This is a genomic window from Pseudomonas sp. GD04091, from assembly GCF_029836165.1.
Lineage (GTDB): Bacteria > Pseudomonadota > Gammaproteobacteria > Pseudomonadales > Pseudomonadaceae > Aquipseudomonas.
The window spans coordinates 57,420-81,752 of sequence record NZ_JAOEBG010000004.1 but is presented as its reverse complement, the minus strand read 5'-3'; the positions used below and the strand labels follow the sequence as shown (position 1 = coordinate 81,752).

General features: G+C 65.4%; 32 protein-coding genes and 1 pseudogene. 11 read left to right on the top strand and 22 right to left on the bottom strand.

Going from position 1 to position 24,333, the window contains the following annotated elements; all coding sequences use genetic code 11:
* Positions 1 to 4 precede the first annotated feature (4 nt).
* The 3 genes and pseudogenes from N7422_RS07000 (at position 5) to N7422_RS06990 (ending at position 3,089) form a co-directional block, all read left to right on the top strand.
* A pseudogene (locus tag N7422_RS07000) lies at positions 5 to 1,368 on the top strand (LLM class flavin-dependent oxidoreductase).
* A 132-nt stretch (positions 1,369 to 1,500) separates the two neighbouring features.
* Entirely contained in the window at positions 1,501 to 2,337 is an 837-nt protein-coding gene (locus N7422_RS06995; RefSeq protein ID WP_279805832.1) for a bifunctional allantoicase/(S)-ureidoglycine aminohydrolase, read from the top strand.
* Positions 2,338 to 2,477: 140 nt separating this feature from the next.
* Positions 2,478 to 3,089 carry an START domain-containing protein gene (locus tag N7422_RS06990; RefSeq protein ID WP_279805831.1) on the top strand — a complete coding sequence of 204 codons (612 nt, stop codon included), beginning with the start codon at positions 2,478 to 2,480 and terminating at the stop codon, positions 3,087 to 3,089.
* Here the strand turns inward: N7422_RS06990 and N7422_RS06985 are convergent.
* The 6 genes from N7422_RS06985 to N7422_RS06960 all read right to left on the bottom strand — a co-directional run bounded on the left by N7422_RS06985 (position 3,086) and on the right by N7422_RS06960 (position 8,014).
* Positions 3,086 to 4,594, bottom strand: coding sequence for an MDR family MFS transporter (locus N7422_RS06985; RefSeq protein WP_279805829.1), 1,509 nt, complete (start codon positions 4,592 to 4,594; stop codon positions 3,086 to 3,088). The genes N7422_RS06990 and N7422_RS06985 overlap by 4 nt on opposite strands.
* Entirely contained in the window at positions 4,584 to 5,711 is a 1,128-nt protein-coding gene (locus N7422_RS06980) for an HlyD family secretion protein (RefSeq protein WP_279805828.1), read from the bottom strand. The genes N7422_RS06985 and N7422_RS06980 overlap by 11 nt, the downstream gene beginning before the upstream one ends.
* A gap of 121 nt (positions 5,712 to 5,832) precedes the next feature.
* Positions 5,833 to 6,705: an alpha/beta hydrolase gene (locus tag N7422_RS06975; RefSeq protein ID WP_279805827.1), complete on the bottom strand. Its 873-nt coding sequence runs from the start codon at positions 6,703 to 6,705 to the stop codon at positions 5,833 to 5,835.
* An 18-nt stretch (positions 6,706 to 6,723) separates the two neighbouring features.
* Entirely contained in the window at positions 6,724 to 7,344 is a 621-nt protein-coding gene (locus N7422_RS06970; protein ID WP_279805826.1) for a LysE family translocator, read from the bottom strand.
* 95 nt (positions 7,345 to 7,439) lie between these two features.
* A complete protein-coding gene (locus tag N7422_RS06965) occupies positions 7,440 to 7,643 on the bottom strand; it encodes a helix-turn-helix transcriptional regulator (protein WP_279805825.1) in 204 nt (67 codons plus the stop codon).
* Positions 7,640 to 8,014 carry a hypothetical protein gene (locus tag N7422_RS06960; protein ID WP_279806068.1) on the bottom strand — a complete coding sequence of 125 codons (375 nt, stop codon included), beginning with the start codon at positions 8,012 to 8,014 and terminating at the stop codon, positions 7,640 to 7,642. The genes N7422_RS06965 and N7422_RS06960 overlap by 4 nt, the downstream gene beginning before the upstream one ends.
* A gap of 131 nt (positions 8,015 to 8,145) precedes the next feature.
* Here N7422_RS06960 and N7422_RS06955 point away from each other — a divergent pair, with 131 nt between their 5' ends.
* Positions 8,146 to 8,625, top strand: a complete 480-nt coding sequence (locus tag N7422_RS06955) for a GNAT family N-acetyltransferase (protein WP_279805824.1) — start codon at positions 8,146 to 8,148, stop codon at positions 8,623 to 8,625.
* On the opposite strand, the gene N7422_RS06950 is transcribed toward N7422_RS06955, so the two are convergent.
* Positions 8,607 to 9,047 carry a general secretion pathway protein GspC gene (locus N7422_RS06950; RefSeq protein ID WP_279805823.1) on the bottom strand — a complete coding sequence of 147 codons (441 nt, stop codon included), beginning with the start codon at positions 9,045 to 9,047 and terminating at the stop codon, positions 8,607 to 8,609. The two genes, N7422_RS06955 and N7422_RS06950, sit on opposite strands and share 19 nt — an antisense overlap.
* 116 nt (positions 9,048 to 9,163) lie before the next feature.
* On the opposite strand from N7422_RS06950, the gene N7422_RS06945 reads away from it, so the two are divergent.
* Both N7422_RS06945 and N7422_RS06940 read left to right on the top strand, forming a co-directional pair.
* Complete coding sequence (locus N7422_RS06945) at positions 9,164 to 9,598, top strand: prepilin-type N-terminal cleavage/methylation domain-containing protein (RefSeq protein ID WP_279805822.1); 435 nt, start codon at positions 9,164 to 9,166, stop codon at positions 9,596 to 9,598.
* Positions 9,595 to 10,188: a prepilin-type N-terminal cleavage/methylation domain-containing protein gene (locus N7422_RS06940; RefSeq protein ID WP_279805821.1), complete on the top strand. Its 594-nt coding sequence runs from the start codon at positions 9,595 to 9,597 to the stop codon at positions 10,186 to 10,188. Before N7422_RS06945 ends, N7422_RS06940 begins: the two co-directional genes overlap by 4 nt.
* Here N7422_RS06940 and N7422_RS06935 read toward each other — a convergent pair.
* Genes N7422_RS06935 through N7422_RS06925 form a run of 3 tightly spaced genes read right to left on the bottom strand, consistent with a single transcriptional unit; the run spans position 10,181 to position 12,305 of the window.
* Positions 10,181 to 11,089: a DUF4880 domain-containing protein gene (locus N7422_RS06935; RefSeq protein ID WP_279805820.1), complete on the bottom strand. Its 909-nt coding sequence runs from the start codon at positions 11,087 to 11,089 to the stop codon at positions 10,181 to 10,183. The genes N7422_RS06940 and N7422_RS06935 overlap by 8 nt on opposite strands.
* Positions 11,090 to 11,118: 29 nt before the next feature.
* Entirely contained in the window at positions 11,119 to 11,661 is a 543-nt protein-coding gene (locus tag N7422_RS06930; protein WP_279805819.1) for an RNA polymerase sigma factor, read from the bottom strand.
* Positions 11,658 to 12,305 carry an STN domain-containing protein gene (locus N7422_RS06925; protein WP_279805818.1) on the bottom strand — a complete coding sequence of 216 codons (648 nt, stop codon included), beginning with the start codon at positions 12,303 to 12,305 and terminating at the stop codon, positions 11,658 to 11,660. Before N7422_RS06925 ends, N7422_RS06930 begins: the two co-directional genes overlap by 4 nt.
* Positions 12,306 to 12,466: 161 nt before the next feature.
* On the opposite strand from N7422_RS06925, the gene N7422_RS06920 reads away from it, so the two are divergent.
* Both N7422_RS06920 and N7422_RS06915 read left to right on the top strand, forming a co-directional pair.
* Positions 12,467 to 12,781: a hypothetical protein gene (locus N7422_RS06920; RefSeq protein ID WP_279805817.1), complete on the top strand. Its 315-nt coding sequence runs from the start codon at positions 12,467 to 12,469 to the stop codon at positions 12,779 to 12,781.
* A 98-nt stretch (positions 12,782 to 12,879) separates the two neighbouring features.
* Positions 12,880 to 13,167, top strand: coding sequence for a hypothetical protein (locus tag N7422_RS06915; RefSeq protein WP_279805816.1), 288 nt, complete (start codon positions 12,880 to 12,882; stop codon positions 13,165 to 13,167).
* A gap of 77 nt (positions 13,168 to 13,244) precedes the next feature.
* On the opposite strand, the gene N7422_RS06910 is transcribed toward N7422_RS06915, so the two are convergent.
* The 12 genes from N7422_RS06910 to N7422_RS06855 all read right to left on the bottom strand — a co-directional run bounded on the left by N7422_RS06910 (position 13,245) and on the right by N7422_RS06855 (position 22,036).
* Positions 13,245 to 13,505 (bottom strand): DUF1652 domain-containing protein, encoded by a 261-nt coding sequence (locus tag N7422_RS06910; RefSeq protein ID WP_279805815.1) that lies wholly within the window; start codon positions 13,503 to 13,505, stop codon positions 13,245 to 13,247.
* A 240-nt stretch (positions 13,506 to 13,745) separates the two neighbouring features.
* Positions 13,746 to 14,651 carry a LysR family transcriptional regulator gene (locus N7422_RS06905; RefSeq protein WP_279805814.1) on the bottom strand — a complete coding sequence of 302 codons (906 nt, stop codon included), beginning with the start codon at positions 14,649 to 14,651 and terminating at the stop codon, positions 13,746 to 13,748.
* 640 nt (positions 14,652 to 15,291) lie between these two features.
* The gene (locus tag N7422_RS06900; protein WP_279805813.1) at positions 15,292 to 15,543 is read right to left on the bottom strand and encodes a hypothetical protein; all 252 of its coding nucleotides are present in this window, start codon (positions 15,541 to 15,543) and stop codon (positions 15,292 to 15,294) included.
* A 502-nt stretch (positions 15,544 to 16,045) separates the two neighbouring features.
* Positions 16,046 to 16,297 (bottom strand): hypothetical protein, encoded by a 252-nt coding sequence (locus N7422_RS06895; protein ID WP_279805812.1) that lies wholly within the window; start codon positions 16,295 to 16,297, stop codon positions 16,046 to 16,048.
* A 194-nt stretch (positions 16,298 to 16,491) separates the two neighbouring features.
* On the bottom strand, positions 16,492 to 17,115 hold the full coding sequence (gene ureG, locus N7422_RS06890; RefSeq protein WP_279805811.1) for an urease accessory protein UreG: 624 nt from the start codon (positions 17,113 to 17,115) through the stop codon (positions 16,492 to 16,494).
* A gap of 11 nt (positions 17,116 to 17,126) precedes the next feature.
* Positions 17,127 to 17,801, bottom strand: coding sequence for an urease accessory UreF family protein (locus N7422_RS06885; protein ID WP_279805810.1), 675 nt, complete (start codon positions 17,799 to 17,801; stop codon positions 17,127 to 17,129).
* A complete protein-coding gene (locus N7422_RS06880) occupies positions 17,801 to 18,346 on the bottom strand; it encodes a HupE/UreJ family protein (RefSeq protein ID WP_279805809.1) in 546 nt (181 codons plus the stop codon). The genes N7422_RS06885 and N7422_RS06880 overlap by 1 nt, the downstream gene beginning before the upstream one ends.
* Before the next feature lie 19 nt (positions 18,347 to 18,365).
* Positions 18,366 to 18,851 (bottom strand): urease accessory protein UreE, encoded by a 486-nt coding sequence (gene ureE, locus N7422_RS06875; RefSeq protein ID WP_279805808.1) that lies wholly within the window; start codon positions 18,849 to 18,851, stop codon positions 18,366 to 18,368.
* A gap of 10 nt (positions 18,852 to 18,861) precedes the next feature.
* Positions 18,862 to 20,565 (bottom strand): urease subunit alpha, encoded by a 1,704-nt coding sequence (ureC, locus tag N7422_RS06870; RefSeq protein WP_279805807.1) that lies wholly within the window; start codon positions 20,563 to 20,565, stop codon positions 18,862 to 18,864.
* The gene (locus tag N7422_RS06865; RefSeq protein WP_279806067.1) at positions 20,562 to 20,879 is read right to left on the bottom strand and encodes an urease subunit beta; all 318 of its coding nucleotides are present in this window, start codon (positions 20,877 to 20,879) and stop codon (positions 20,562 to 20,564) included. Before N7422_RS06865 ends, ureC begins: the two co-directional genes overlap by 4 nt.
* Before the next feature lie 10 nt (positions 20,880 to 20,889).
* Positions 20,890 to 21,192: an urease subunit gamma gene (locus N7422_RS06860; protein WP_279805806.1), complete on the bottom strand. Its 303-nt coding sequence runs from the start codon at positions 21,190 to 21,192 to the stop codon at positions 20,890 to 20,892.
* Between the two features lie 10 nt (positions 21,193 to 21,202).
* Positions 21,203 to 22,036 carry an urease accessory protein UreD gene (locus tag N7422_RS06855; RefSeq protein ID WP_279805805.1) on the bottom strand — a complete coding sequence of 278 codons (834 nt, stop codon included), beginning with the start codon at positions 22,034 to 22,036 and terminating at the stop codon, positions 21,203 to 21,205.
* A gap of 284 nt (positions 22,037 to 22,320) precedes the next feature.
* Here N7422_RS06855 and N7422_RS06850 point away from each other — a divergent pair, with 284 nt between their 5' ends.
* The 3 genes from N7422_RS06850 (at position 22,321) to N7422_RS06840 (ending at position 24,229) form a co-directional block, all read left to right on the top strand.
* Positions 22,321 to 22,689, top strand: a complete 369-nt coding sequence (locus N7422_RS06850) for a glyoxalase superfamily protein (RefSeq protein ID WP_279805804.1) — start codon at positions 22,321 to 22,323, stop codon at positions 22,687 to 22,689.
* Positions 22,689 to 23,039 carry a hypothetical protein gene (locus N7422_RS06845; protein WP_279805803.1) on the top strand — a complete coding sequence of 117 codons (351 nt, stop codon included), beginning with the start codon at positions 22,689 to 22,691 and terminating at the stop codon, positions 23,037 to 23,039. The genes N7422_RS06850 and N7422_RS06845 overlap by 1 nt, the downstream gene beginning before the upstream one ends.
* Before the next feature lie 170 nt (positions 23,040 to 23,209).
* On the top strand, positions 23,210 to 24,229 hold the full coding sequence (locus N7422_RS06840) for a branched-chain amino acid aminotransferase (RefSeq protein ID WP_279805802.1): 1,020 nt from the start codon (positions 23,210 to 23,212) through the stop codon (positions 24,227 to 24,229).
* The last annotated feature ends 104 nt before the right edge of the window (positions 24,230 to 24,333 follow it).

Genomic DNA, 24,333 nt, shown 5'->3' with positions numbered 1-24,333 from the left:
GACCATGCCTCGCCCGATCCGCTTCAACGCCTTCAGCATGAACGCCGCCAGCCACCAATCCCCGGGGCTGTGGCGCCACCCGCGCAACACCAGTGTCGACTTCAATCGCCTGGATACTGGACCGACCTGGCCCGTCTGCTCGAACGCGGTCTGTTCGATGCGCTGTTCATCGCCGATGTACTGGGCATCTACGACGTCTACCAGGGCGGGCCCGAAGCGGCCCTGCGCGGTGGCGTGCAGGTGCCGGTCAACGACCCGCTGCTGCTGGTCCCGGCCATGGTCGGGGTGACCGAGCACCTGGGGTTCGGCGTGACCTTCTCGCTCACCTACGAACATCCCTATCCTTTCGCCCGGCGCATGTCCACGCTCGATCACCTGAGCGATGGCCGGGTTGGCTGGAACATCGTTACCGGCTACCTGGACAGCGCCGCGCGCAACCTCGGCCTGGCCCGCCAGCTCGGCCACGACCAGCGCTACGATCTGGCCGAGGAATACCTCGAGGTGCTGTACAAGCTCTGGGAGCGGAGCTGGGAAGACGACGCCGTGGTGCTGGAGCGCGAGGCCGGGCGCTACATCGATCCGGCCCGGGTGCATGCCATCCGTCACGTCGGTGAGCATTTCCAGGTGCCGGGCATGCATCTGTGCCAGCCCTCGCCGCAACGCACGCCGGTGCTGTTCCAGGCGGGCGCCTCGGCGCGCGGTCAGCAGTTCGCGGCAAAACATGCAGAATGCGTGTTCATCAGCGGGCCGACCCCCGCAGTGCTGCGCCGCTACGTGGACGGTATCCGCCAGGCCGCCGAGGGGGCCGGGCGCGGGCGGGATGAAGTGCTGATCTACGCCCAGGCGCTGTTGATCGTCGGGCGCACCCGGGAGGAGGCCGAGGCACGTTTTGCCGACTATCGTCGCTACGTCGATCTCGACGCCGCCCTGGCCCTGCTGTCGGGCTGGACCGGCATAGACTTCGCCAGCATCGACCCGGACGCCGCGATCGAGTACGTCGAGAACGACGCCGGCCGCGCCGCCCTGGCTGCGTTCACCGCCGCCGATCCCGATCGTCGCTGGACCGTGCGCGAAGCGGCAACTTTCATCGGTCTGGGCGGACGTGGTCCGGTGCTGGTCGGCTCGCCCGGTGAAATCGCCGACCAACTGGAGACCTGGCTCGACCAGACGGGCATCGACGGTTTCAACCTCACATACGCAGTGCAGCCTGATGACCTGGCCAATGTGGTGGAGCTGCTGGTGCCGGAGTTGCAACGGCGTGGCCGCTATCCGACGGCCTACACGCAGGGAACCCTGCGTCACAAGCTGTTCGGCCGTGGCAATCGCCTGTCCCATCGCCATGCAGGTAGCCAGGTGCACATTCAGTAAACAAATACCGGGCATTTCAACATTTAATTTGTGGATGCCACCGACTGGCCCATATGCTGTCCGTGCATCCCCTGCACGCACCGGCCGGTGTGGTCCAAGGCACGGGGAGAGAACAACAAGTCGAGACCGTTCATGTCGAAATCCTCCTACTTCGCCCCCCACGGTGGGCACCCGGCTCAGACCGAGCTGCTGACTGACCGTGCCATGTTCACCGAAGCCTATGCCGTCATCCCCAAAGGCGTGATGCGTGACATCGTCACCAGCCACCTGCCGTTCTGGGACAAGATGCGCATGTGGGTCATCGCCCGCCCGCTGACCGGCTTCGCCGAGACCTTCTCCCAATACATCGTCGAAGTCGCCCCCGAAGGCGGCAGCGAGCGCCCAGAGCTGGACCCGAACGCCGAAGCGGTGCTGTTCGTGGTCGAAGGCCAGATCGATATCACCGTCGAAGGCAAGCACCACACCCTCGTGCCAGGCGGTTACGCCTTCCTGGCGCCGGGCGCCGAGTGGAGCCTGCGCAACAACAGCAAGGCCAACGTCACCTTCCACTGGCTGCGCAAGCACTACCAGAAGGTCGAGGGCCTGCCAGTTCCCGAGTCCTTCGTCACCCACCGCGACAACGCCACCGTCATCGAGATGCCGGGCACCGAAGGCCGCTGGGTCACCACCCGCTTCGTCGACATGGCGGACATGCGCCACGACATGCACGTGAACATCGTGACCTTCCAGCCGGGCGGCGTGATCCCCTTCGCCGAGACCCATGTCATGGAACACGGCCTGTACGTGCTGGAAGGCAAGGCGGTGTATCGCCTGAACCAGGACTGGGTCGAGGTCGAGGCCGGCGATTTCATGTGGCTGCGCGCCTTCTGCCCGCAGGCTTGCTACTCCGGTGGCCCGGGCCCGTTCAGCTACCTGCTGTACAAGGACGTCAACCGCCACGTGCACCTGACCCTCAACCCGCAGCGCTGATGATTGCGGCTTGACCCCGCAGGTGCCGCCAGGCCCTGCAGGTATCTACTGTGGGAGCGGGTTTCCCCCTCCCACAGCGCCGACTGCGCCGACATGCATTACCGACCATACTGATCAGACCTCCCTCCCGGCCCCACGCCATGAGCCTGCCTCGTCCCCTGATCGCCTTGCTGCTCCTGCTGCCGGCCCCCACGCTGTTGGCCGATGACTGGCAACTCGCCCACCAGCAAGATGGCATCGACGTTTACCTGAGCAGCGTCGACGGCTCCCCCTACCAGCAATTTCGTGGCGTTACCCGGATCAAGGCCAGCGTGCGCACCCTCGTCGACCTGCAGGAGAACCTGCGCGTGGCCTGCAAATGGCTGTATGCCTGCGCCGACATGCGCCTGCTGGAGGTGAACGGTGACAGCACCTGGGTCTACCTCACCACTGCCCTGCCCTGGCCCGCCAAGCCACGGGACATGGTGCTGAAAGTGCAGACCGAGCGTCTGGACGATGGCACCCTGGTGCGCCACCTGAGCGCCGAACCCGGCCGGGTCCCGGTCGACCCCGGGTTGATTCGCGTACGCCGGCTCAGCGGCGAATGGATCATGCACCCGCTGGGTGACCGCGAGACCGAGGTCACCTATCAGTTGCGCGCCGACCCGGCCGGCGATGTACCGGGCTGGCTGGCCAACCAGTTCGTGGTGGACGCGCCGATGGTCACCCTGCGAACGCTGCGCGCCGTCGCCGAACGCCAGCCCGAGCACTAACGGCTGCGCAGCAACAGTGAAGCCAGCGCACACCCCAGCAAGGCCACGCACGACAGATAGAAGGCATCCGAGTACGCCATCAGGTACGCCTGCTGACGCACGCTCTGGTCGATCAGCGCCAGGGTCTGCATGACCTCGGGCGACTGTGGGTCGACCATGCCGCCTGGCAGCCGCTGCTGCAGCGTACCGTCGAACAAGGTCAGCCCCTCACCGACCCGCACCGAATGAAAACGCTCGCGCTGCGACACCAACTGCGTCAGCAACGCCGTGCCCAGCGCCCCGCCCAGGTTGCGCAGCATCGAGATCAGCGCCGAGGCCGAGCCTGCCTGGGCCTTGTCCAGCCCCTTCACCGCCAGCACCGACAACGCCACCATGATCAGCGGCTGGCCAATGCCGCGCACCACCGTCGAGGGAATGATCACGTTGCTACCCGAGTCCACCGTCAGCTGCGATCCCAGCCAACAGCCCAAGGCCATGATGGCGAAGCCACTGGCCACCAGCAGCTTGGCATTGAGCCAGCGCATCAGCCGTGGCAGCAGCGGCGCCAGCAGCAGCTGGACCAGGCCGTAGGCGATCAGGCTCTTGCCGATTTCGCTGGCGCTGTAGCCCTGCACCAGCGACAGGTAGTTGGGCACCAGGAACACCAGGCCGAAGGTGGCCGCACCGAACACCGCCATGGCCAGGCTGGACACGCCAAAGTTGTAGCTGGCCAGAAGACGCAGGTTGATGAACGGCCGCGCGCCCCACAGCTGGCGCTGGATGAACAGCGCCAGGGCGATCACCGCGACGAAGCTGAAAGCGACGATGAAGCGCGAGTCGAACCAGTCCTTGCGCCCGCCCTCTTCCAGCACGATCTGCAAGGCGCCAAGGCCCAGCGCCATGGCCACGATCCCCAGCCAGTCAGCCTGGCGCAGCGCGCTGCGATCGCCCACCTGACCTTTGATCGACCAGGCCACCGCCGCGAGCAAGGCGATCCCGGGCGGCAACTGCAGCAGGAAGATCCAGCGCCAGGAATACATGTCGGTGAGCCAGCCACCGATCGATGGCCCGGCGGCCTGGGCCACGCTGTTGGACAGGCTGAACAGCGCCATGCCCAGGGGAATCCGGCTGGCCGGCAACTCGGTGATGATCAGCTGCATCGACAGCGGGATCAGCACCGCGCCCGAGGCACCCTGGATCACCCGCAAGGTGATCATCGCCTCCAGGCTCGGCGCCAGCGCGCAGCTCACCGAGCTGACCAGGAACACCGCCGAACCCATCAGCATCACCCGGCGCAGGGAGAACACCTGCACCAGCCAGGCCGTGAGCGGGATCATGCTGATCTCGGCCACCAGGTAGGCCGTGGAAATCCACGAGCCCTCCTCGAAGCTCGCCCCCAGCGCGCCTTCGATCTCTGGCAGCGCGGCACTGGTGACATGCACGTTCATGCCTGCCATGAAACAGCCGAACAACCCGCCGACCACTGCCACCCAGGCCCGGGCGCTGACCTTCTGCTCAGCGCTCATGCCGGGTGTCCACCGTGGCGATCACCGACATGCCCGGCAGCAGCCGCAGGCTCTCGTCCGGGGTCGGCTCGAGGTGGATGCGCACCGGGAAGCGCTGGACGATCTTGGTGAAGTTGCCGGTGGCGTTGTCCGCAGGCAACAGCGCGAACACCGCGCCGGAGCCAGGTGAGACGCTGTCCACGGTGCCGCGCCAGTGCTGGCCGAAGGTATCCACCTCCAGCGTCACCGCTTGCCCTGGGCGCATGTGCGCGAGCTGGGTTTCTTTGAAGTTGGCCACCACGTACGCCTCGGCCACCGGAACCACCGCCAGCAATGGCAGGCCCGGGGTGACGTACTGCTGCTGGCGCACCTTGCGCTGGCCGACCACGCCGTCGAAGGGCGCGCGGATCTCGGTGTCGGCCAGCGCGCTGCGGGCCAGGTCCGTCTCTGCGCGGGCCTGTTCGAGGTCAGCCTGGCGCTGTTGCAACTCGGCTTCCAGCTGCCGGCCCTGCTGGGCCAGCACCGCCTTGCGGGCCCGCTGCCGGGCCAGTTCGGCATCGGCGGCGCGTTGCAAGGCATGGGCCTGGATCCGGGTGGCGCGAGCCTGCTCCATGCGCTGCACGCTCACCGCCTGCCATTGGGCCAGACGCTGGTAGCGCTGCCAGTCGGCCTCCGCCCGCTGCGCCTCGCCACGGCTGCCGCCGCGCTCGGCTTCGGCGCGGGCGATGGCCTGAACCTGCTCGTCCTGCTCGGCGGCGAACATGCGCAGACGCATCTGCTGCACCAGCACCGCCGCCTCGCTCACCGTCAGGCGTGCCTCGGCCTGACGCAGGCGATCCCGAAAGTCACGGGCATCCAGGCGTACCAGCAGGTCGCCGGCCTTGACCGTGGCGTTGTCCGCCACTGCCACCTCGGCGACGTAGCCACTGACCCGGGCACTGACAGGCGCCCAGTCGGCGCGGACATAGGCATCGTCGGTCTGCTCCAGGAAACGGCCATCGAGCCACCAGTAGGCACCATAGGCCGCCACTAGCAGTCCCACCCCGGCGGCCAGGCCGAAACGCAGCGAACGCTGGCGAAGCCTGGCGCGGGATTGCTCGAGGGTTGGCTGGGGATCTGGGCTGACCGCCTGGTTCATGCTGGGCTCCGTCCGATGGGTGGAGCGCCAGAGTACGTAATCTGCCCCTGTCGTTCGCGCGCGAATTGACCTTCAATCGTCGCAAAATGGACAGCAGATCAACCCGTACGTGTCTGGCGTTTCACCGCTGCAGGAATGCCAGCACGTGCTCCGCCGCGCCAGCCGGATCTTCCTGCATGAAACAGTGGCCACCCGCGATCTGCTGCACGCTCACGTGGCTGTTCAGACCTGCCAGACGCTGCACCGAATAGGGTACGAACGGGTACGTGTGTTCGCCATACAGAATCCGTGTCGGCGTCTGAATACTCGACAAGTGCTGCCACATCCGCTCGGGGAACGAGCTGAAGATTTCCACCTCGCGGCTTGGCCTGCACTTGAGCACCACGCCCTCCCCGCAATCGCCGATGGCATGTTCCACGTAAGCCCTTAGCGCCGTGTCGCTCCACCCTTTGAAGATGCCCCTGCCCTGCAGCGAGGCCAGCGCCGCCTCGCGATCGGGCCAGTGGCTGCGTCGGGTCGCGGCCTTGCGCGCCAGGGCATGGCGACGGTGCAGGCCGATCAGGGCGGCGGCGCCCATCATCCCGATCATGCGCCGGCTGAACAATACCGGGTCAAGCAGCACAGCGCGGCCGAACAACCCTGGTTCGGCCGCCAGGATCAGGCCGGTCAGCACACCGCCGAAGCTGTGCCCCAGCGCCAGCCGCGGCACCTCGCCATATTCGCCACGCCCCGCCTGGAAGGCCTCCACGGCCAGCGCCGCCGTGCGGTTCCAACCCCGGAAGGCACCGCCGTGGTCACTGTCGCCATGGCCCTGGACGTCGCTCAGCCACAGGTCGAAATGCTCACCCAGGCGCATGAGCATGGGCTGATAGACCAGGCCGCAGAAGCCATTGCCGTGCAGGAAATGCAACAAGGGCCGGCCACTGGCAGGCGTGCGCCAACCGCGCAGGGTGAAGCCTTCGGCGCATTCATGGGACCAGGGAATCAACTCCATCGACTGCACTCATCGGCTCTAGGAAAATGCCGATTCTACAAACAGCAGCGGATACAGCGAAATCACCAGCAGCACGGCCATCAGGACATTGAACAGCACCACCGCGCGCGGATTGCGCAACAGATTGCGCAGCGCGCTGCCGAACAACAGCCAGACCCCCACGCTGGGCAGGTTGACCAGGGCGAACACCAAGGCGATGACCAGGACGTTGAAGGCATAGCCCTGGGCCGGCGTATAGGTGGTGATTGCCCCCACTGCCATCACCCAGGCCTTGGGATTGACCCACTGGAACGCCGCGGCGCCCCAGAAGCCCAGCGGTTTGCGGCGACTGGCGGTGTCACCCGACATGGGCCCGGAGGTGGCGATCTTCCACGCCAGGTACAGCAGATACGCCGCGCCCGCGTAGCGCAAGATGCTGTACAGCGCGGGCCAGGCCTTGAATACCTCGCCCAGCCCGAGGCCTACGGCCAGCACCATCACCATGAAGCCGACGCTGATGCCCAAGGCATGCGCAATGCTGCGCCGCACACCGAAATTCACCCCGGAAGCCAGCAGCATGGTGTTGTTCGGGCCGGGCGTGATGGACGAAACGAAGGCAAACAGCACGAAAGCGCTGAGCAGGTCGAGCGAGGCAAACATGGCGGCGGTTCCAATTTATGGTTGTCTTGCAGCCACACTAGCGGAGCCTTGCAGCCACCAACCGGTACAGTTGATTTAAATTGTGCAGATACACTCTACTGAACCGGTTCGTCTGGATCGAAGATCGCTTCGATCGACCGCTCGAACACCCGGGCGATGGTGAACGCCAACGGCAGGCTCGGATCGTAGCGCCCTGTCTCGATGGCGTTGACCGTCTGCCGCGACACCCCCAGGCGCTCGGCCAGTTCGGCCTGCGACCAGCCCAGCTCCGCGCGCAGGGCGCGCATGCAGTTGTTCACCGGTAGCGCCTCACACCCACCCAGGTCCCCAACATCCATAGCGCCCCCATCAACGGCCAGACCATGAACATCGACAGACGCGGGAAACCCGCCGTCTCCAGGAAGCCATAGCTGAACGTCAGCAGCGCGGTGATGACGAACGCCAGGCCCAGCGCCTCGAGTTGAATGCGCCGCATCATCTCGTCCAGCTGGCGCAGTTGGCCGATCGAGGCCCAGGCCATGACCAGCAACGCCGGCACTGGCACCAGCGCCAGAGCCACCTTGAGCACGCCCGTGGGCATCGCCTGGAGGAAGTGGCTGCTGAGCAGCACGCAGACGCAATAGACGAGCATCGATGCAATGAACAGGTTGCGATAACGCTTGCGCAGCATGATGAGGATCTCTATGTAAAGGTTGCTTGACATTAGCCGCGCCCCATTCGAGTGTCAAGCATCCTTTACATCTCGGCAAGCCAAGCCGTTGCCGCTACCATCGCCATCAGCCCAACAACAAGGAAGCTTCCATGAGCGTGATCATCCGCCCGGCAATGCGCAGCGACGCAGCACAGATCCTCGCCTTCATCACCGAACTGGCCGACTACGAGCGCGCCCGCCATGAAGTGGTGGCCACTCTCGCCGATATCGAGCACAGCCTGTTCGACGAAGGCAGCACGGTCAGCAGCCTGATCTGCGAGCGCGACGGCCAGGCCATCGGTTTCGCCGTGTACTTCTACAGCTACTCCACCTGGCTGGGGCGCAACGGCATCTACCTCGAAGACCTGTACGTGACCCCGCAACAACGCGGCGACGGCGCCGGACGCAAGCTGCTGCGCCACATTGCCCGGGAAGCCCTGGAGAATGGTTGCGGACGTCTGGAATGGAGCGTGCTGGACTGGAACGAGCCGGCCATCGGTTTCTACCGCTCGCTGGGCGCCGAGCCGCAGGACGAATGGATTCGCTACCGCCTCGACGGCGAACGCCTGCGTCAGTTCGCCGAAGGCTGAACCGCCTCGCCCCAGAACGGTGCCTGCGCCAGCACCGGCACCTCCACGCGGCTGCGCTGGCCGCCGCGTTCGATCAACAGCCCACCGGCCTCGATGGCGACCAGGCGCACGCCACGGGCCAGTTCCTCACCATCGCGCACTGCCCGGGCCGGGCCACCGTCGAGGCTGACGATGGCCACCGCGCCCTGGCTGCCGGCCATCACCCCGCTGACCTTGATGTCCACCTGCAGCGGGATGTTCGCGAACCAGCGACCTGCCGGCGTTTCTTCCGCCGCCTGGGCCACGCTCGGCTGCGCAGCGGTCTCCACCGGCGCCTGCTGCTGCAGCACGGTGGCCCAGGTCGCCAGCCCGGCGACGGCAAGCAACGCACCCAGCGCCTGCGACAGCAGGCCTGAAGAGAGGTTGGGACGGGCGATGGGCATGGTCACGGGCTCCTTGTGTGCCTGTCACCCAACATACCGGGCAATTCTCACGGTTTTGTTTCACACCACGATCATCTTCGTCGGGCAAGCTGCCAGTCAGGACAAGGAGCGGCCCTGTGGACGGACAACGCGGTTTCACCCTGATCGAACTGATGGTGGTGCTGGTGATCGTCGGCATCGCCAGCGCCGCCATCAGCCTGAACATCCGCCCCGACCCGGGCAAGCACCTGCGTGCCGATGGCGAGCGCCTGGCGCACCTGCTGGAGCTGGCGCAGAGCGAGGTCCAGGCCGATGGCCAGCCGTTGCGTTGGCAAATCGATCGCGACGGCTACAACTTCGTGCGCGCCGATGGCCGGCTCGTCGTCGAAGGGCCGCTCAAGCGCCGACGCTGGCAAGCCGACACCGTCAAGGTGCGGGTCGAGCCACGCGGGCCGGTATGGCTGGACGGTGAATGGGTCGGCAGCCCACTGACCGTGCATCTGCGCAGCGGCACGCTGCTGGTGCAACTGACCCGTGATGCCGCCGGGAATATCCGAGTGAGCCAACCATGAACCGGCAGCGCGGCTTCACCCTGATCGAAGTGATGATCGCGATCCTGCTGATGGCGGTGGTCAGTCTGATCGCTTGGCGAGGGCTGGACAGCGTCAGTCGCGCCGACCTCCATGTGCGGCAGGCCGGCGACGACCACCAGGCAGTACTGCGGGTGCTCCAGCAGCTGGAGCGAGACCTGGCCCTGCGCGCCACCGTGGAACTGGTGGAGCCGCCCCTGCCCGGTCGCGAGCCACCAGGCAAGCCCCTGTTGCCGGCGGTACGCGCCCGTGCCGACCGCCTGGAGCTGGTACGTACCGGGGCAGTGCCCGGCAGCGGCCTGCAGCGGATCCGCTGGTATGTGCGCGCAGGCACCCTGTATCGCGCCGCCGCGCCATTGCGCGAGCGCTATCCGTTGCCAGCTCCCAAGGCGGGCGTGGCCGTACTGGACAACGTGACGGCCTTCAGCTTGCGCAGTTGGCAGCCCAAGGGAGGCTGGCAGGTAGCACGGAGCGAGGCCCGGGACGACCCCGCAGGCCTCGAGATCCGGCTGGACAGGCGCGGCCGCCAAGGCGAAGAACACTATCGCCAGGTGCTGGGGCCGTTCAACTGACCAGCACCACGCCGCCCGGCAGCTCCAGACAACGGGCACCATAGGCGGTACGGATCAGTTCGGCAGCCTGGGTCAATTGCTCGAAACTGAACCGGGCCTGGACCCGACGACGTCCCAGCGTGGGGTTGAGCAGGACCATTCGCCCAGGCCGGTAGCGGTTGATTTCGTCGATCACCTGGGCCAGCGGGGTATCGCGAAACACCAGCATGCGCTCACGCCAGGCCATCACCTGCCCGGCGTCGAACGCCACCGAGACACCGATCTGTCGTGCGCCATAACGCAGCTGGCGCCCAGCAGGCAGGGTCTCGACCTGCCCCAGGGCGGCAATGCGCAGTTCACCGCTCAGACAGGTGACACACACACCATCGTCATCTTCACGCACATTGAATCGCGCCCGTTCGGCACTGATCAGTCCTTGCCCCGCACGTACCTGTACCGCCTGGCGGGCCTGGACCTCGATCTCGCCCCCCAGCAGGGCGATGCCCTGCTGTTCCCGGCTGACCTGGGTACGCGCGTTCAGCTCCAGATCAATGCCCGGCGCCAGCTCGATGCGGCGCTGCTCGCCCACCTCGGTGACGAAGACCATCGGGGGTGCGGCACTCTCCGCCAGCAGGCCGCCGCGCCAGACCAGCAGCGCGGCCGAAGCCGCCACGGCGCCGCCGAGCAGGGCTCGCCGGCCCAGCATCGGCATAGGCACCACTTGGCGAGCCTGGCGCGCCGCTGGCCCCAGCAGATGCCAGAGCTGACGAGCCTGGGCGAACGCCTCGGCGTGGGCAGGGCTACGCGCGCACCATTGCTGCAAGGCCCGCGCGTCGGCGTGGGTGGCCTGACCGGAAGTCAGCCGCACGAGCCAGTCCTGGGCCTGGCGCTGCAAGTCGGGATCGGGCGAAATCTGGGGCATGGCACTCACATGAAAAAGTCGACTATTGATCAAGACGGTTTTCCCGCGCCCGGACCGAACCGCTGAAACACTTTTCTGTCCAGGCGCTTCGCGCAATGCCCCAGCGCCGCCTTGAGCTCCTTCTCCACCGTGCGTGTGGAAATACCGAAGCGCTGGGAGATTTCCTGATGCGAGGCCTCTTCAAGGCGTGCGGCGATGAAGATCCGTCGGCGCCGTGCCGGCAGTTCGTAGAGCGCGCCCAGCAGGCTCTGGATCTCGCGCTGGCCGCCGACGATGCGAGCCGGGTCCTGGTCTTCAGCCACCTGCAGCAACGCCTCGATCTCGCCACCGGTCAACAGGCGAGCGTCGGCCTCGCGACGATCGGCGGCGACGTTCAGGGCCATGCGGTACAGATAGGCACCGGGCTTGTGCAGGTCCTGCACCGCCTCCATGCGGTCGACCCGCAGGTAGGTTTCCTGCAGCACGTCGTTGGCCAGGTCATCCGAGCCGAGCCTGCGTTTCAGGCGCACCCTGAACGCGTCGTAGGACGTCAGAAACAGCTTGACCAGCGCACTGTCCCGAGGTTTGTTCATGCCGCCGCGGCTCCTTGCGAAAGTGGGCAATCCATAGGTACCGGGCGTAGCAGCAAGGTGATCGGCTGCGCCAGGGATGTCGGCGGTGCGCCGTCGAGACGCACCGCATGCAAGCGTTCGATGATCGTGGCATCGCGGGCGTAAACGCCGGTCGACGCCAACAGCCGGCTCTGCACGATCTGGCCACGGGCGTCGATCCAGACCTGCAAGGCTGCCCGGTAGCTACCCGGACGGGTCAAGGCCGAAGCACACAGCGCGCGCTCGACCGCCTGCTGCAGAACCTGCGCATAGCCGCCGGCAGGCACGCCGTCAGCCTGGTTTCGTCGCATCGTGGCGGCCAGACGCAACGGCTGCAGGGTGAAGCCACCACTGCCGCTGTAACGCGCCTGCAATCCGGTGCCCTGCAACAATCGTTGCAGGCCTTCACGCGCGGTGTAGCGTCCTTGCACCGCGCTGGAGCGCTGGCCGGCCAGCAACGCCTGGTCCACCAGTACCGCCAGGCCGCTTTGCCGACCGAAGCTGTCCAGCGCCTGGTCGAGGGCTTGCGCCGGGATATCCAGGGTCAGCAACGGTTGGGCACGCGAAGGCGGCGCCGCCGCCAGCCACGCCAGCATCAGCAAGCCGGCCACAAGCAATGCACGCACGGATTAGCAGGCCTCCTTGCTGGCTGCCGTCGCCGGGGAAACGTCATCCTGGGGCCAATGTATGACGCGGTGGTGACAGTCAACGGCAACCAAAGCTTCACCCCGGCACGGGCCGGGCGGGGCTAGACTCTGCCCAGGATCCATTTCGAGGAGCGCCAGCCATGGGCCGATTGTCATTGGCCATCTTTCCCCTGCTACTGACCTGCGCACAGCCGGTGCTTGCCGAGCAGGCCAGGACCGACCAAGGCTGCATCGATGTGCAAGTCGGTCAGTCGCGGGCGCTGGCTTACGACTGCCTGACGCAACAGTTGCAAGGCAGCGACCCGAGGGCCGCCAAAGGCCTGCGCGAGCGGCTCGACCCGGTGCAGCAACTGCAGCGCAAGGCACCGAGCCAGATGGGCCTGGCGACACCGGCGGCGACCTCGACGCGCATGGGCAACAGTTTTGGCAGTTCGGTCGTGCCGCAAAGACCGTGACGTGAATGTCTGCGCGGCATCTCGCTGAAATAATTTGAACGCTTTCTCGCTCTAGGCTTCCAACGAGAGATAGTCGGCACTTTCGCCAGGAGCCTTCCATGAAGATGTCCTGCCGCGCGCCTTGCGCCCGCATCGAGCTGGACTTCATTCGTGACACCCTGTTCGGCCCGGTAGCGCAACGCGCTGAATGCCAGGTTCAGCTGGCGGCGCTGAACCTGCAGGGCCGCCCCGCCTTGCGCCTGCATATCGAGCCGCCGCTGCCCGGTAAGGTGGAGCGGGCCCATAGCGTCGCGTTCGTCTGGGAGGGGCGCAGTTACCGAGGCGTGGTGCGCGACCACGTCAGATGCGGTGACGGCGGGATCAACCTGCTGCTGGAGCTGCAGTGACAAGACCTGCGCGAATTCGCGGACAACAACGGCGGCATACATGCGCGCCCGGTCGCGACCGACCGGGCGTCGACCGCTCAGGCAATGGCCTTGAACGTGGGTGATGGGGTGCGGCGCTGCGCCTTGATGCGCGTCACCAGCCCCAGTAAATCGTGGCAGCTATTGAGGCTGGCGACTGGCACACCGGTAACGGTGACGCAGCTTTCCAGACTCTGACCCTGGCCCAGGCGAATGGTGAGGTTTTCGCCATCCGTGCAGCTAACCTCGCAGCGGTCAGGCAGGCAGGCCTGTTCGATCATCTGCCGCATTTCAAGCATCGAAACGCCTATCAACGACATGGTACGACCCTCTCTGTATTGGATGGCCTGTTGTGTGATTACGCCCTGCCAGGGCGTGATGCCAATTGATATTGCCCATGTCCCGGCGACGGTCCATTCGCCAAGGCAATGACAACGCGCAAGATCCTCTAGCACCTTAGTGGAAGAACCCGGCGGTACCTGGATGGTTCGACGTTAAACTGGTTCGAGGCGACGGGTGGTCGGCCCGCGACCGCGCCGGCCACCTCCTGCAGCCGGCGGTCAGAAGCGCGCCAGCTGCTCCCGGCAAAACTCGACGAACAACTGCGCTGGCTTGGTCAACTGCACACGTTTGAGGTGCGCGGCCGCCAGCCCCGACAAGGCCACCGGCTCGACAATGTCGAGGGTTACCAGGCGCTGACCGTCATAGGTGAACGCCGAATGCGGGCGGGTGACCAGCAGCGAGAAGCCAAAGCCCTGCCCCACCATGCCCCGGACCATTTCGATGGACGGTGAGCTGAAAACGATGTTGGGTGTCAGCCCCAGTTCGTTGAACAGGCTGACGAAGTAGGTGCGACTGGGTGCCACGTCGAGGAGGATCATCGGCTCCGGACACAGGTCGCGCAGCGACACCTGGGCTTGACCCGCGAAACGGTGCTTCTCGGGCAGCAGCACGTAAGGCTTCTGCGCCGGCATCAGCGGCTCGGTCTCGATGGTGCCATCCAGGTCGTGGTCGTACAGGAACGCAAGATCGAAGGTGCCGGCGGTGAGCCCCTGGATCAGGTCTTGCTGTTCACCGTCGCGCAGGCGGATGTCCACCCCGGGGTAACGCTCACGAAAACCAGCGATCAACCGCGGCAGGTACAAGGGTGCCACCGTCTCGAAGCAGCCGATATCGATCTGCCCGGCCACGGTGTCATTGTCGGCCAGGGCATTCTGTTCGAACTCGTGGGCCATCTGCAGCAAAGCCCGGGTCTTGGCGTAGAAGCGCTTGCCGCTGGGCGTCAGCGACACGCCCTGGGCGTGATGGCGGATGAACAGTTGCACGCCGAAGCTTTCTTCCAGGCTCTTGATCGCGGTGGAGATCGACGGCTGGGCGATGTACAGCTGGCGGGACGCCTCGGCGACACTGCCGGCCTCCACGGTGGTGACGAAGTACTTGAGTTGACGCAAGGTGTAGGAAGCCACAGGCACCTCTTGGGCGCAGGTTGCAGCGCCGTGGGATTGTGCTGTCACTTTACCTCGGCGCCGAAGCATGCGCAGGGTTGCAAGATCGAGGATTTACCTAAGGCTTGAGCATATTTTCATGAGGATCAGCCAAGGCAAACGTCGCCGTACATGGGGATACCCACCTACGGCGACGTGCACAAGGGCGCTAGCGGATGCGGCCATCAGCGATCAATCGAAATCCCACGCTGGCTGACAAAGCCCCGCAGACGTTGGATATGTGTCAGGCGCGCATTGCAGTGACGGGGGGACTGCGGCATGAGCGATCTGGACCAGGCCTGCGGTGGCCAACAGGGCGATGAGCGCGAATTTTTTCATATCGGTTTCCTTGCGAGACTGATTATGCTTCGACTGCGGTTGGCGAATTGCCTTACGGTGCCGTCCGTCAGTACGAGAGACTTTATCTGTAACCCAAGTCGATGATCGTTAGGCGATGTCTTAGGACTCGCCATGAAATTCACTCCCGCCCAGTGAGAACAATGCTGAGCCCGCACGCCTCTACGCCACGCTTCCGACAGCAACTTTCCCCTGCATCAACTCAGGCATCGACTGGCACCACTGCTCGATAGGCAACCTGGATCTGCCGGCAGATCCGCAACCGTCAGTCGAAATCAAAAGCCGGCTGGCAATGCCCGATTGAGGTAGGGTACGTCCCGGGCGGACAGTCGAACGGCGCAACGCCCCCATAGTGCCCAACCCCAGCCAACTGGATGTCATCGCCGCTCATGCCCTGCGACGAGGCGAACGGCGAGTTGGTGCCTGAGTCGATGAAGGGCGGAGCCGCCGGTTCATTGCCATAGGCAACCTGCACCAGGCTTGTTGCCAACACTGCGATGCATGCGATCCTTTTCATATTGATTTCCTTGATTGGATGATCTGGCTTGGGCTGATGAAGGCAAATTGCCATTCTTTCGCATCAACCCAGCAGAATTTACCGATCAAGCGGATCATTGGCTTCGCTAAAAGGCCACCTGCATTACCCGGAAACACTCTCTTGGCCAGCTGGCGGCACGCCGAGTGCGGATAAGCATTTGCCGGGACAGGGATTCAGCTTCGACAAGGGAATGCCGGCCTTCGTTGGTCCTGCTGATGGGACGGCAGCCGCGCCCCGCCATGAAATGGACGGGCCGCCATTGGCAGGGCAAGGAATTTTCCGGTCAGCTCGACGCTGTGCCTGGCGGCGGGATGAGGAGGCAAGGATTTACCTGGCGACTGAGTGCATTCAGTCTTGCCAACCGCCACCCAGGAAGGCGGCTGATCTGGAAGATCCTGTAAATCCTGCTGCTGGAGGATGAGAGAAGCCCGCTACTGAAGCGCTACGTCAACAAGAGAGCAGGCATAGGGTCTGGGCGCAGTTACTCGAAATCGATGTTGGCGGGAACGCAGTCGTCACCGATCTTTTTCGTACCCTCGGGACATTGTAGTCTCAGCAGGTAGGTGGAGACGGCAACCAGTGCCGGCTCGCCTGCACCGACAGCGGTCCATGGGCCAGTGAATGACGATTCAGCGACACGACCATGAGCAGAAAAATCATCGGGAGCTTGGTGGTGTCCAGCCTGGGCCGCGCCTGTGGTTGCCAATAGCGCGATGAGTGCAATCATTTTCATGAGGAATTCCTTGAGCAAGATTTCTGTCTTTACCTGCGGCGCGGCGAGGTCTCGACCCAACCGGCAGCAGCCCGGCAAACCATACTGCCGAACCTGGCCGCCAGCTGTAGCCCACACCCTAGGCACCGACCTGAAGTTCAGCCCTGCTCTGTAGGAAATCGACCCAAGGTGTCAGATTGCGCGCCACCGCTCATTCAGCCTCTCACCCTCAGCATGCCCCGTTCGACAATGAAGTCGATCACCGCCTGCAACCCCTCGCCCTTCTTCAGATTGCTGAACGTCCATGGCCGCTCCGGGCGCATGCGCCGGGTATCGCTCGCCATCACCTCCAGCGAAGCGCCCACATAGGGCGCCAGATCCGTTTTATTGATCACCAGGAAGTCCGACTTGGTGATGCCTGGCCCGCCCTTGCGCGGGATCTTCTCACCCTCGGCCACATCGATTACATAGATGGTCAGGTCGGCCAGTTCCGGGCTGAAGGTGGCACTGAGGTTATCGCCGCCGCTTTCGACGAAGATCACTTCGAGGTTGCCGAATCGGCGTGCCAGCCCCTCGACCGCGGCCAGGTTCATCGACGCGTCCTCGCGGATCGCGGTATGCGGGCAGCCACCGGTCTCGACGCCGACGATGCGCTCGGGCTCCAGGGCCCCGGCCTCGGTAAGGATGCGCTGGTCTTCCTTGGTATAGATGTCGTTGGTCACCACGGCGATCTGGTAATGATCGCGCATCGCCTTGCACAGGGCTTCGAGCAGCGCGGTCTTGCCGGAGCCGACCGGTCCACCGACCCCGACACGCAAGGGTTGCTGATAGTTTTGCATCGTGGCAGTCCTCATGAGCGGAACAAACGGGTGTATTGGGTTTCGTGACGTGATGAAGCAATCGCCAGTAATGGCAAGCCGCCGCCGAGCTGGTCATCGTCCAGCGCCAGGGCCTGGTCGAGCAGCGCCGGCAGGTCCTCGCCCAGGTCGCGCAGCAGCGTCTGGGCCGCCTGCTGACCGAACGGCACCAGCTTCACGCCGGCCATCACCGCGCCCTCCAGCCAGGCGAACGCATGGCCCAGGGCAAGCTGACGCAACGGAATCGACCAGTGCGCGCCGAGCCAGGCCATGCCGCCCAGCTGAGTGAGTTCGAGGCTGACACGCCAGGCCGGCGCCTGGCCCAGTTGCCAGCCATCGAGCAGGCGCGCCAGGGCGCTGCCGCGCTGCTGCTCTTCAAGGCGCAGTTCGGCGGTTTCGCGATTGGCCAGCAGGAACCGGCTCCAACGTGCAAAGGTTGCGGCATCGTCTGCCAGGCAGGCCTGATAAAGGCGTGCCAGCACCGGCCAGTCGAGGTGACCGAGGGTGTCGTGCATCTGCTCGCGCTGCCAGGCGGCGAAACCGCCGGCATCGTTCACCCAGCCCGCTTCGACCGCCCATTCCAGGCCCTGCGAATAGGTAAAGCCACCGACGGGCAAGCCGGGACTGGCCAGCTGCAACAGACGCAGCAGCGCCAGGTCGCTGTGCATCAGCCGGCCAGCACCATCGCGGCGCCGGCCAGCAGGCCACCGCCGAAGGCTTTCTGCAAACCGGCATGGCGGCGCAGCAGGCAGCCGACGCCGAAGCCCACAGCCAGCAGCAACCCACTGACGGCGACGAAGCCCGCGCTGAACAGCCAGAACGCGCTGGGCGTGGCCTCGACGCCGTGGGCCCAGCCATGGAACAGCGCGAACACCGGCATGATCAGCGACAACAGCAGCTGCCGGCTCGGCAACAGCATCGCCGCGCCAGCCACCAGCAGCGAACCCAGGATCATCTGCTCCATGCCGACCACGTCACCGAAGAGGTGACCACACACGGCGCCGCCGAACATGGCCGCCAGGGTTGCCAGCGGCAAGGTGAGGTTGCGACCGGTCAGGGCGGCCAGCACGCCGGTGCCCAGCAGCATCAGCAAGTGGTCGAGGCCAGTCAGCGGGTGCAGCAGACCATCCTGCAAGGGGTTGGTGTCGTGGCCGGGGTGGGCGAAGGCCGGCAGGGCCACCATCAGCAATACCAGGGCGAACATCTTTTTCATCATGGACTCCAGGACAGGTTCAGAAATGGGCTGGCAAGCGCACGAACGGATGGTCGTGGCCATGACCGTGGCTGTGTGACGCGCTCTGGTAGGCGCCCGCTTCGGGCTCGAACGGCGCTTGCTCGGCGGCGACCTCCAGGCCCAGGCCGCGCACCATGTCGTCGAGTACGTGGTCATGCTGGTAGCGCAACAGCTGCGGCTCGATCTGCAACGGCACATGGCGGTTGCCCAGGTGGTAGGCGGCGCGGGCCAGCAGGTGCGGGTCGCCGCAGCGCACGGTCGAGACGACCTCGGGCGCGGCCAGCACCTGGATCACGTGCTGACCCTCGGCATCGCTCAGCAGCTCGCCGCCGCGTAGAAGGTGCCCACGCTCGAGCATCAGCCCGGCATCGCGGCCATCGTCGAGGGTGACGCGCAGGCGGCTCTTGATGCGGCTGTCGACGCTGAGGGTCACGGTGCCGGTGATCGCTGCGGCTGCGGCGAGCCGACGGGTGAGGACTATCATGTTCACTCCTTCAGAACAGGAAATAACGCTGGGCCAGCGGCAGCTCGTGGGCCGGCTGGCAGACCAGCAGTTCGCCGTCGGCACGTACCTGGTAGGTCTGCGCGTCGACTTCGATCAGCGGCTGCAGGGTGTTGTGGACCATGTCGGCCTTGCGCACCCGACGGCAGCCATGGGCGACGCCGATCAGGCTTTGCAGGCGCAACGTCTCGGGCAGGCCACGGTCGAGGGCGGCCTGGGGCAGGAAGGTCATGCGCGTGGCATGGCGTGCCGCGCCCAGGGCGCCGAACATCGGCCGGTAGTGCACCGGTTGCGGGGTCGGGATCGAGCCATTGATGTCACCCATCGGCGCGGTGGCGATCATGCCGCCCTTGAGCACCAGGGCCGGCTTGACCGCGAAGAAGGCCGGCGCCCAGAGCACCAGGTCGGCCAGCTTGCCCACCTCCACCGAGCCGACCTCGTGGGCGATACCGTGGGTCAGCGCCGGGTTGAGGGTGTACTTGGCGATGTAGCGCTTGACCCTGAAGTTGTCGCTGTAGTCGCTGTCCGGCGCCAACGGGCCACGGCGCAGCTTCATCTGGTGCGCGACCTGCCAGGTGCGCAGCACCACCTCGCCGACCCGGCCCATGGCCTGCGAGTCGGACGAGGTCATGGCAAAGGCGCCCATGTCGTGGAGGATGTCCTCGGCGGCGATGGTCTCGCGACGGATCCGCGACTCGGCGAAGGCCACGTCCTCGGCGATGCTCGGATCCAGGTGATGGCAGACCATGAGCATGTCCAGGTGCTCGTCGACGGTATTGACCGTGTACGGCAGCGTCGGGTTGGTCGAGGACGGCAGCACGTTGGCCTGGCCGGCGGCGCGGATGATGTCCGGCGCGTGGCCACCCCCTGCCCCTTCGGTATGGAAGGTATGGATGGTGCGGTCGCCGATGGCGGCCAGGGTGTCCTCGATGCAGCCGGACTCGTTGAGGGTGTCGGTATGGATCGCCACCTGGATGTCCATCTCTTCGGCCACGTCCAGGCAGCAATCGATGGCGGCGGGTGTCGAGCCCCAGTCTTCATGCAACTTGAGACCCACGGCGCCGGCGGCGATCTGCTCGCGCAGCGCCTCGGGCCGCGAAGCGTTGCCCTTGCCCAGCAGCCCGACATTGATCGGCAGGCAGTCGGCGGCCTGGAGCATGCGCGCCAGGTACCACGGTCCAGGCGTGCAGGTGGTGGCGTTGGTGCCAGTGGCTGGACCGGTGCCGCCGCCGATGAAGGTCGTCACGCCGCTGGTCAGCGCCTCCTCTACCTGCTGCGGGCAGATGAAGTGGATGTGCGAGTCGATGCCCCCTGCGGTGACGATCTTGCCTTCTGCCGCGATCACCTCGGTCCCCGGCCCCACCGGCACGGTCACGCCGGGCTGCACATCGGGGTTGCCGGCCTTGCCGATGGCGGCGATCCGGCCATGCTTGACGCCGATGTCGGCCTTGACTATGCCCCAGTGGTCGATGATCAGCGCATTGGTCAGCACCAGGTCCATGGCCTCGGCCGCGAGCATCTGGCCCTGGCCCATGCCGTCGCGGATCACCTTGCCGCCGCCGAACTTGACCTCCTCGCCATAGATCGTGAAATCCTTTTCCACCGCCACCCACAGCGCTGTGTCGGCCAGGCGCACGCGATCGCCGACGGTGGGGCCGAACATGTCGGCATAGGCCTGACGGGAAATGCGGCTCATGCCCTGCCCTCCAGCGCGCCCATCACCTTGCCCTGGAAACCGTACACCTCGCGCTTGCCGGCATAGGCCACCAGCCGCACGGTGCGGGCCTGGCCTGGCTCGAAGCGCACCGCGGTGCCGGCGGGGATGTCCAGGCGAAAGCCGCGGGTCGGCTCGCGCTCGAACACCAGGGCGTCGTTGACTTCATAGAAGTGGTAGTGCGAGCCCACCTGCACCGGGCGATCGCCATGGTTGGCCACGCTGACGCTCAACATGGCGCGACCGACATTGAGCTCGATGTCGCCGGCGGCGACCTGGACTTCTCCGGGGATCATGCCGGGCTCCTCAAACGATGGGGTCATGGACGGTCACCAGCTTGGTGCCATCGGGAAAGGTCGCCTCGACCTGGACGTCGTGCAGCATCTCCGGCACACCCTCCATCACCTGCTCGCGCACCAGCACTTCACGGCCCAGGCTCATCAGCTCGGCCACCGTGCGACCGTCACGGGCACCCTCCAGCACCGTGGCGCTGATCAAGGCCACGGCTTCCGGGTAGTTGAGTTTCAGGCCACGGGCCAGACGCCGCTCTGCCAGCAAGGCGGCGGTGAACAGCAGCAGTTTGTCTTTCTCTCGCGGGGTCAGCTCCATGGTGGCTCTCTCAAGTGGCCCAGATACGCGGTGGACACGGCGCCAGACCGAGCACGGCCGGGCGCAGCAGGTGCCAGAGGCGCTGCAGGTGGTGTTGCAGGTGTTGGTTGTCTCGGTCGAGCAGGCGGATCACCAGCAGCGAGCCAAGCAAGGTCGCCCCGGCGGGCGTCTCGAGTTCGTCGAGCAACTGGCGGACCTGGTCCAGCACGGCCTGATCGGCGGGGGCGGCGCAAAACGTGGCGAGCAGCGGGTAGCCGGCGACCTTGTCCAGGCGCCCGCCCTCGATGCGCAGTCGCTCGTGCAGGCCTGGGTCATCGGGCAGCTCCACGCGCAGGCGGCTATCCAGGGTGCCCTGCTCGAACCGCTCGGCCATCACCGGCCGGCCCAGGCACAACGTTTCCCAGGCCAGCAGACGGGCTCCGTGAGCGAGGCTGAAGCGACTGTCGAGACTGGCCCGGGCACCATTGAAGAAGATGCTGTCCTGGGGCAGCCATTCCAGCGTACTGTCGGCTTCCAGGTAAAAGCGCTGGGCCAGCCGGGCCGTCGGGCCGATGCTGCGATAGAACTTGCTGGCGCCGGGCATGGTCAGCAGTGCGTGGCTACCCGTTTCGAGGTGGATATCCAGCTCCAGACTGTCGCCAGCGACGACGCCACCCGGAGGATGCAGGACATAGACATGGCAAGGTGCGCCTTCGGGATAGAACGGGCGCTGCACCAAAAGAGGTCCGACGTGGCGGCGCGCACCAAGGCGGGTCACGCCATCACGTCGGATGAAACGCAGCTGCAGGTGGGCGCTCCAGCCCGAGTCTGCCTGCGATGTTTCGATCTGCTGTGCCGATGACATCCTGTAACCCCTGAAATCCGTGACCTGAAGGCCATCCGGAGGGTCGAAGGCCGGCTGCCTTGAGGCGAGCCTGACTGACCACTCGATCAATATTCGCTGGCTGGATATAGCAGGTAGCGGGCCAACTAAGCAGATGAACGCAGATGAAACTTGCGGCCCGGCGGTCAGGACGCCCAGGTGCGATCCAGAGCGGCTGCGCCCTGGCGCACAGTTAAAGTGCCCGGCACCCACGGCAAGTGCGTTAAAGTGTCCGCCCTGCCCTTTTTCAAGCCAAGGACGCTGCCATGCAATTCGCCCCCGCCATCCCGATCCTGCGGATCTTCTCGGTTGAGAAGGCCCGGGAGTTCTATCTGGACTTCCTCGCTTTCCAGCTCGACTGGGAACACCGTTTCGCCCCGGACCTGCCGCTGTACATGCAAATCCGCCGCGACGGCCTGATCCTGCATCTCTCCGAGCACCACGGCGATGCCACGCCGGGCTCGGCGGTGTTCGCCCGGGTCGAAGACCTCAAGGCCCTGGAGCGCGAGCTGCTGGCCAAGCAATACGGTTACGCGCGCCCTCACGCCGAGGCGGTCGACTGGGGCCTGGAAATGCAGATCGCCGACCCGTTCGGCAACCGTCTGCGCTTCTGCCAGCAGATCGACAACGTCTGATGACGGGCAACAAGCGTGGGCTGGCTCGCGTGGAGCGGGAAATGGTCGCCTGCCTGACCAACGCCTGCGCGACCGCGCAAGCCGAGATCGTCGGTTTCGCCTGGCTCACCCACCAGGTGGACCTCGACGACTTCCCGGCCAGCCTGCGCATCACCTGGGTGTTCACCGACGATACCGTCAAGGCCAGGGCCCTGGCCGGTGCAGACAAGCCACGGATGATCGCCCTGACCGCCCAGGCCCTGGCCGAAGCCGGCATCCAGCTGGACCATGTGGCCTGGCACGTGCGCTTCGACAGCGAGCAAGCGTGCTGGCGCGACCACGGTGGCGACTGGAACCGACGCTTGCGCTGAAGCCTTGCGCCCTCCCCGCCGACACGCTCGTCAGGCCGGACGCCTCTGCGACTGCCCGCCACGCTCAATTCGTGACTGGGCGTTTCCGATCCGCGCCGGATGTATTAATGTGGCGGGGTGCGCATATAAAAGCAGCCCGCCGTGTTCGGGCGTAGAGCAATGAGGGTGTCATGAGTAACGAAAGCATTAACTGGGACAAGCTGGGTTTCGACTACATCAAGACCGACAAGCGTTACCTGTCCGTATGGCGTAACGGCGAGTGGGACAAGGGCACCCTGACCGAAGACAACGTGCTGCACATCAGTGAAGGCTCCACTGCCCTGCACTATGGCCAGCAGTGCTTCGAAGGCCTGAAGGCCTACCGTTGCAAAGATGGCTCGATCAACCTGTTCCGCCCTGACCAGAACGCCGCGCGCATGCAACGCAGCTGCGCCCGCCTGCTGATGCCGCAAGTCCCCACCGACGTGTTCGTCGAGGCCTGCAAGCAAGTGGTCAAGGCCAACGAACGCTTCGTACCGCCGCATGGCAAAGGCGCCCTGTACCTGCGTCCGTTCGTGATCGGCACCGGTGACAACATCGGCGTGCGCACCGCCCCTGAGTTCATCTTCTCGATCTTCGCCATCCCGGTGGGCTCGTACTTCAAAGGCGGCATGAAACCGCACAACTTCCAGATTTCCAGCTTCGACCGTGCCGCCCCACAGGGCACTGGCGCGGCCAAGGTCGGTGGCAACTACGCCGCCAGCCTGCAGCCGGGCGCTGAAGCGAAGAAAGCCAATTTCGCCGACGCCATCTACCTGGACCCCCTGACCCACACCAAGATCGAGGAAGTCGGCTCGGCCAACTTCTTCGGTATCACCGCCAACAACGAGTTCGTCACGCCGAAATCGGCCTCTGTGTTGCCAGGCATCACCCGCCTGTCGCTGATGGAGCTGGCGCAATCGCGCCTGGGCCTGAGCGTGATCGAGGGCGACGTCGAGATCAGCAAGCTCGACCGCTTCATCGAAGCCGGCGCCTGCGGTACCGCCGCGGTGATCACCCCGATCGGCGGCATCGAGTACAACGGCAAGCTGCACGTCTTCCACGACCTGGAAAAGGTCGGCCCGGTCACCCAGAAGCTCTACGCCGAGCTGACCGGTATCCAGAGCGGTGACGTCGAAGCGCCGGCGGGCTGGATCGTCAAGGTCGCCTGAGGCATTCGCCTGCAGGTCGTAACGGGGCATGCCAGCGATGGCATGCCCCGTTTTGCATTCGGTCCCAGATGAATTTTTCTTAAATCGCCGCCTGTCTATTCTTT

What these genes read in the sequence shown, in the direction of transcription:
- N7422_RS06920 (WP_279805817.1), top strand. Translation starts at nt 12,467, where the DNA reads ATGGGCCGATTGTCATTGGCCATCTTTCCCCTGCTACTGACCTGCGCA.
- N7422_RS06975 (WP_279805827.1), bottom strand. Translation starts at nt 6,705, where the DNA reads ATGGAGTTGATTCCCTGGTCCCATGAATGCGCCGAAGGCTTCACCCTG.
- N7422_RS06955 (WP_279805824.1), top strand. Translation starts at nt 8,146, where the DNA reads ATGAGCGTGATCATCCGCCCGGCAATGCGCAGCGACGCAGCACAGATC.
- N7422_RS06930 (WP_279805819.1), bottom strand. Translation starts at nt 11,661, where the DNA reads ATGAACAAACCTCGGGACAGTGCGCTGGTCAAGCTGTTTCTGACGTCC.
- N7422_RS06865 (WP_279806067.1), bottom strand. Translation starts at nt 20,879, where the DNA reads ATGATCCCCGGAGAAGTCCAGGTCGCCGCCGGCGACATCGAGCTCAAT.
- ureC (WP_279805807.1), bottom strand. Translation starts at nt 20,565, where the DNA reads ATGAGCCGCATTTCCCGTCAGGCCTATGCCGACATGTTCGGCCCCACC.
- N7422_RS06990 (WP_279805831.1), top strand. Translation starts at nt 2,478, where the DNA reads ATGAGCCTGCCTCGTCCCCTGATCGCCTTGCTGCTCCTGCTGCCGGCC.
- N7422_RS06855 (WP_279805805.1), bottom strand. Translation starts at nt 22,036, where the DNA reads ATGTCATCGGCACAGCAGATCGAAACATCGCAGGCAGACTCGGGCTGG.
- N7422_RS06895 (WP_279805812.1), bottom strand. Translation starts at nt 16,297, where the DNA reads ATGAAAATGATTGCACTCATCGCGCTATTGGCAACCACAGGCGCGGCC.
- N7422_RS06960 (WP_279806068.1), bottom strand. Translation starts at nt 8,014, where the DNA reads ATGCTGCGCAAGCGTTATCGCAACCTGTTCATTGCATCGATGCTCGTC.
- ureG (WP_279805811.1), bottom strand. Translation starts at nt 17,115, where the DNA reads ATGCAAAACTATCAGCAACCCTTGCGTGTCGGGGTCGGTGGACCGGTC.
- N7422_RS06940 (WP_279805821.1), top strand. Translation starts at nt 9,595, where the DNA reads ATGAACCGGCAGCGCGGCTTCACCCTGATCGAAGTGATGATCGCGATC.
- N7422_RS06995 (WP_279805832.1), top strand. Translation starts at nt 1,501, where the DNA reads ATGTCGAAATCCTCCTACTTCGCCCCCCACGGTGGGCACCCGGCTCAG.
- N7422_RS06950 (WP_279805823.1), bottom strand. Translation starts at nt 9,047, where the DNA reads ATGCCCATCGCCCGTCCCAACCTCTCTTCAGGCCTGCTGTCGCAGGCG.
- N7422_RS06900 (WP_279805813.1), bottom strand. Translation starts at nt 15,543, where the DNA reads ATGAAAAGGATCGCATGCATCGCAGTGTTGGCAACAAGCCTGGTGCAG.
- N7422_RS06915 (WP_279805816.1), top strand. Translation starts at nt 12,880, where the DNA reads ATGAAGATGTCCTGCCGCGCGCCTTGCGCCCGCATCGAGCTGGACTTC.
- ureE (WP_279805808.1), bottom strand. Translation starts at nt 18,851, where the DNA reads ATGATAGTCCTCACCCGTCGGCTCGCCGCAGCCGCAGCGATCACCGGC.
- N7422_RS06980 (WP_279805828.1), bottom strand. Translation starts at nt 5,711, where the DNA reads ATGAACCAGGCGGTCAGCCCAGATCCCCAGCCAACCCTCGAGCAATCC.
- N7422_RS06845 (WP_279805803.1), top strand. Translation starts at nt 22,689, where the DNA reads ATGACGGGCAACAAGCGTGGGCTGGCTCGCGTGGAGCGGGAAATGGTC.
- N7422_RS06935 (WP_279805820.1), bottom strand. Translation starts at nt 11,089, where the DNA reads ATGCCCCAGATTTCGCCCGATCCCGACTTGCAGCGCCAGGCCCAGGAC.
- N7422_RS06850 (WP_279805804.1), top strand. Translation starts at nt 22,321, where the DNA reads ATGCAATTCGCCCCCGCCATCCCGATCCTGCGGATCTTCTCGGTTGAG.
- N7422_RS06910 (WP_279805815.1), bottom strand. Translation starts at nt 13,505, where the DNA reads ATGTCGTTGATAGGCGTTTCGATGCTTGAAATGCGGCAGATGATCGAA.
- N7422_RS06880 (WP_279805809.1), bottom strand. Translation starts at nt 18,346, where the DNA reads ATGAAAAAGATGTTCGCCCTGGTATTGCTGATGGTGGCCCTGCCGGCC.
- N7422_RS06860 (WP_279805806.1), bottom strand. Translation starts at nt 21,192, where the DNA reads ATGGAGCTGACCCCGCGAGAGAAAGACAAACTGCTGCTGTTCACCGCC.
- N7422_RS06885 (WP_279805810.1), bottom strand. Translation starts at nt 17,801, where the DNA reads ATGCACAGCGACCTGGCGCTGCTGCGTCTGTTGCAGCTGGCCAGTCCC.
- N7422_RS06840 (WP_279805802.1), top strand. Translation starts at nt 23,210, where the DNA reads ATGAGTAACGAAAGCATTAACTGGGACAAGCTGGGTTTCGACTACATC.
- N7422_RS06970 (WP_279805826.1), bottom strand. Translation starts at nt 7,344, where the DNA reads ATGTTTGCCTCGCTCGACCTGCTCAGCGCTTTCGTGCTGTTTGCCTTC.
- N7422_RS06985 (WP_279805829.1), bottom strand. Translation starts at nt 4,594, where the DNA reads ATGAGCGCTGAGCAGAAGGTCAGCGCCCGGGCCTGGGTGGCAGTGGTC.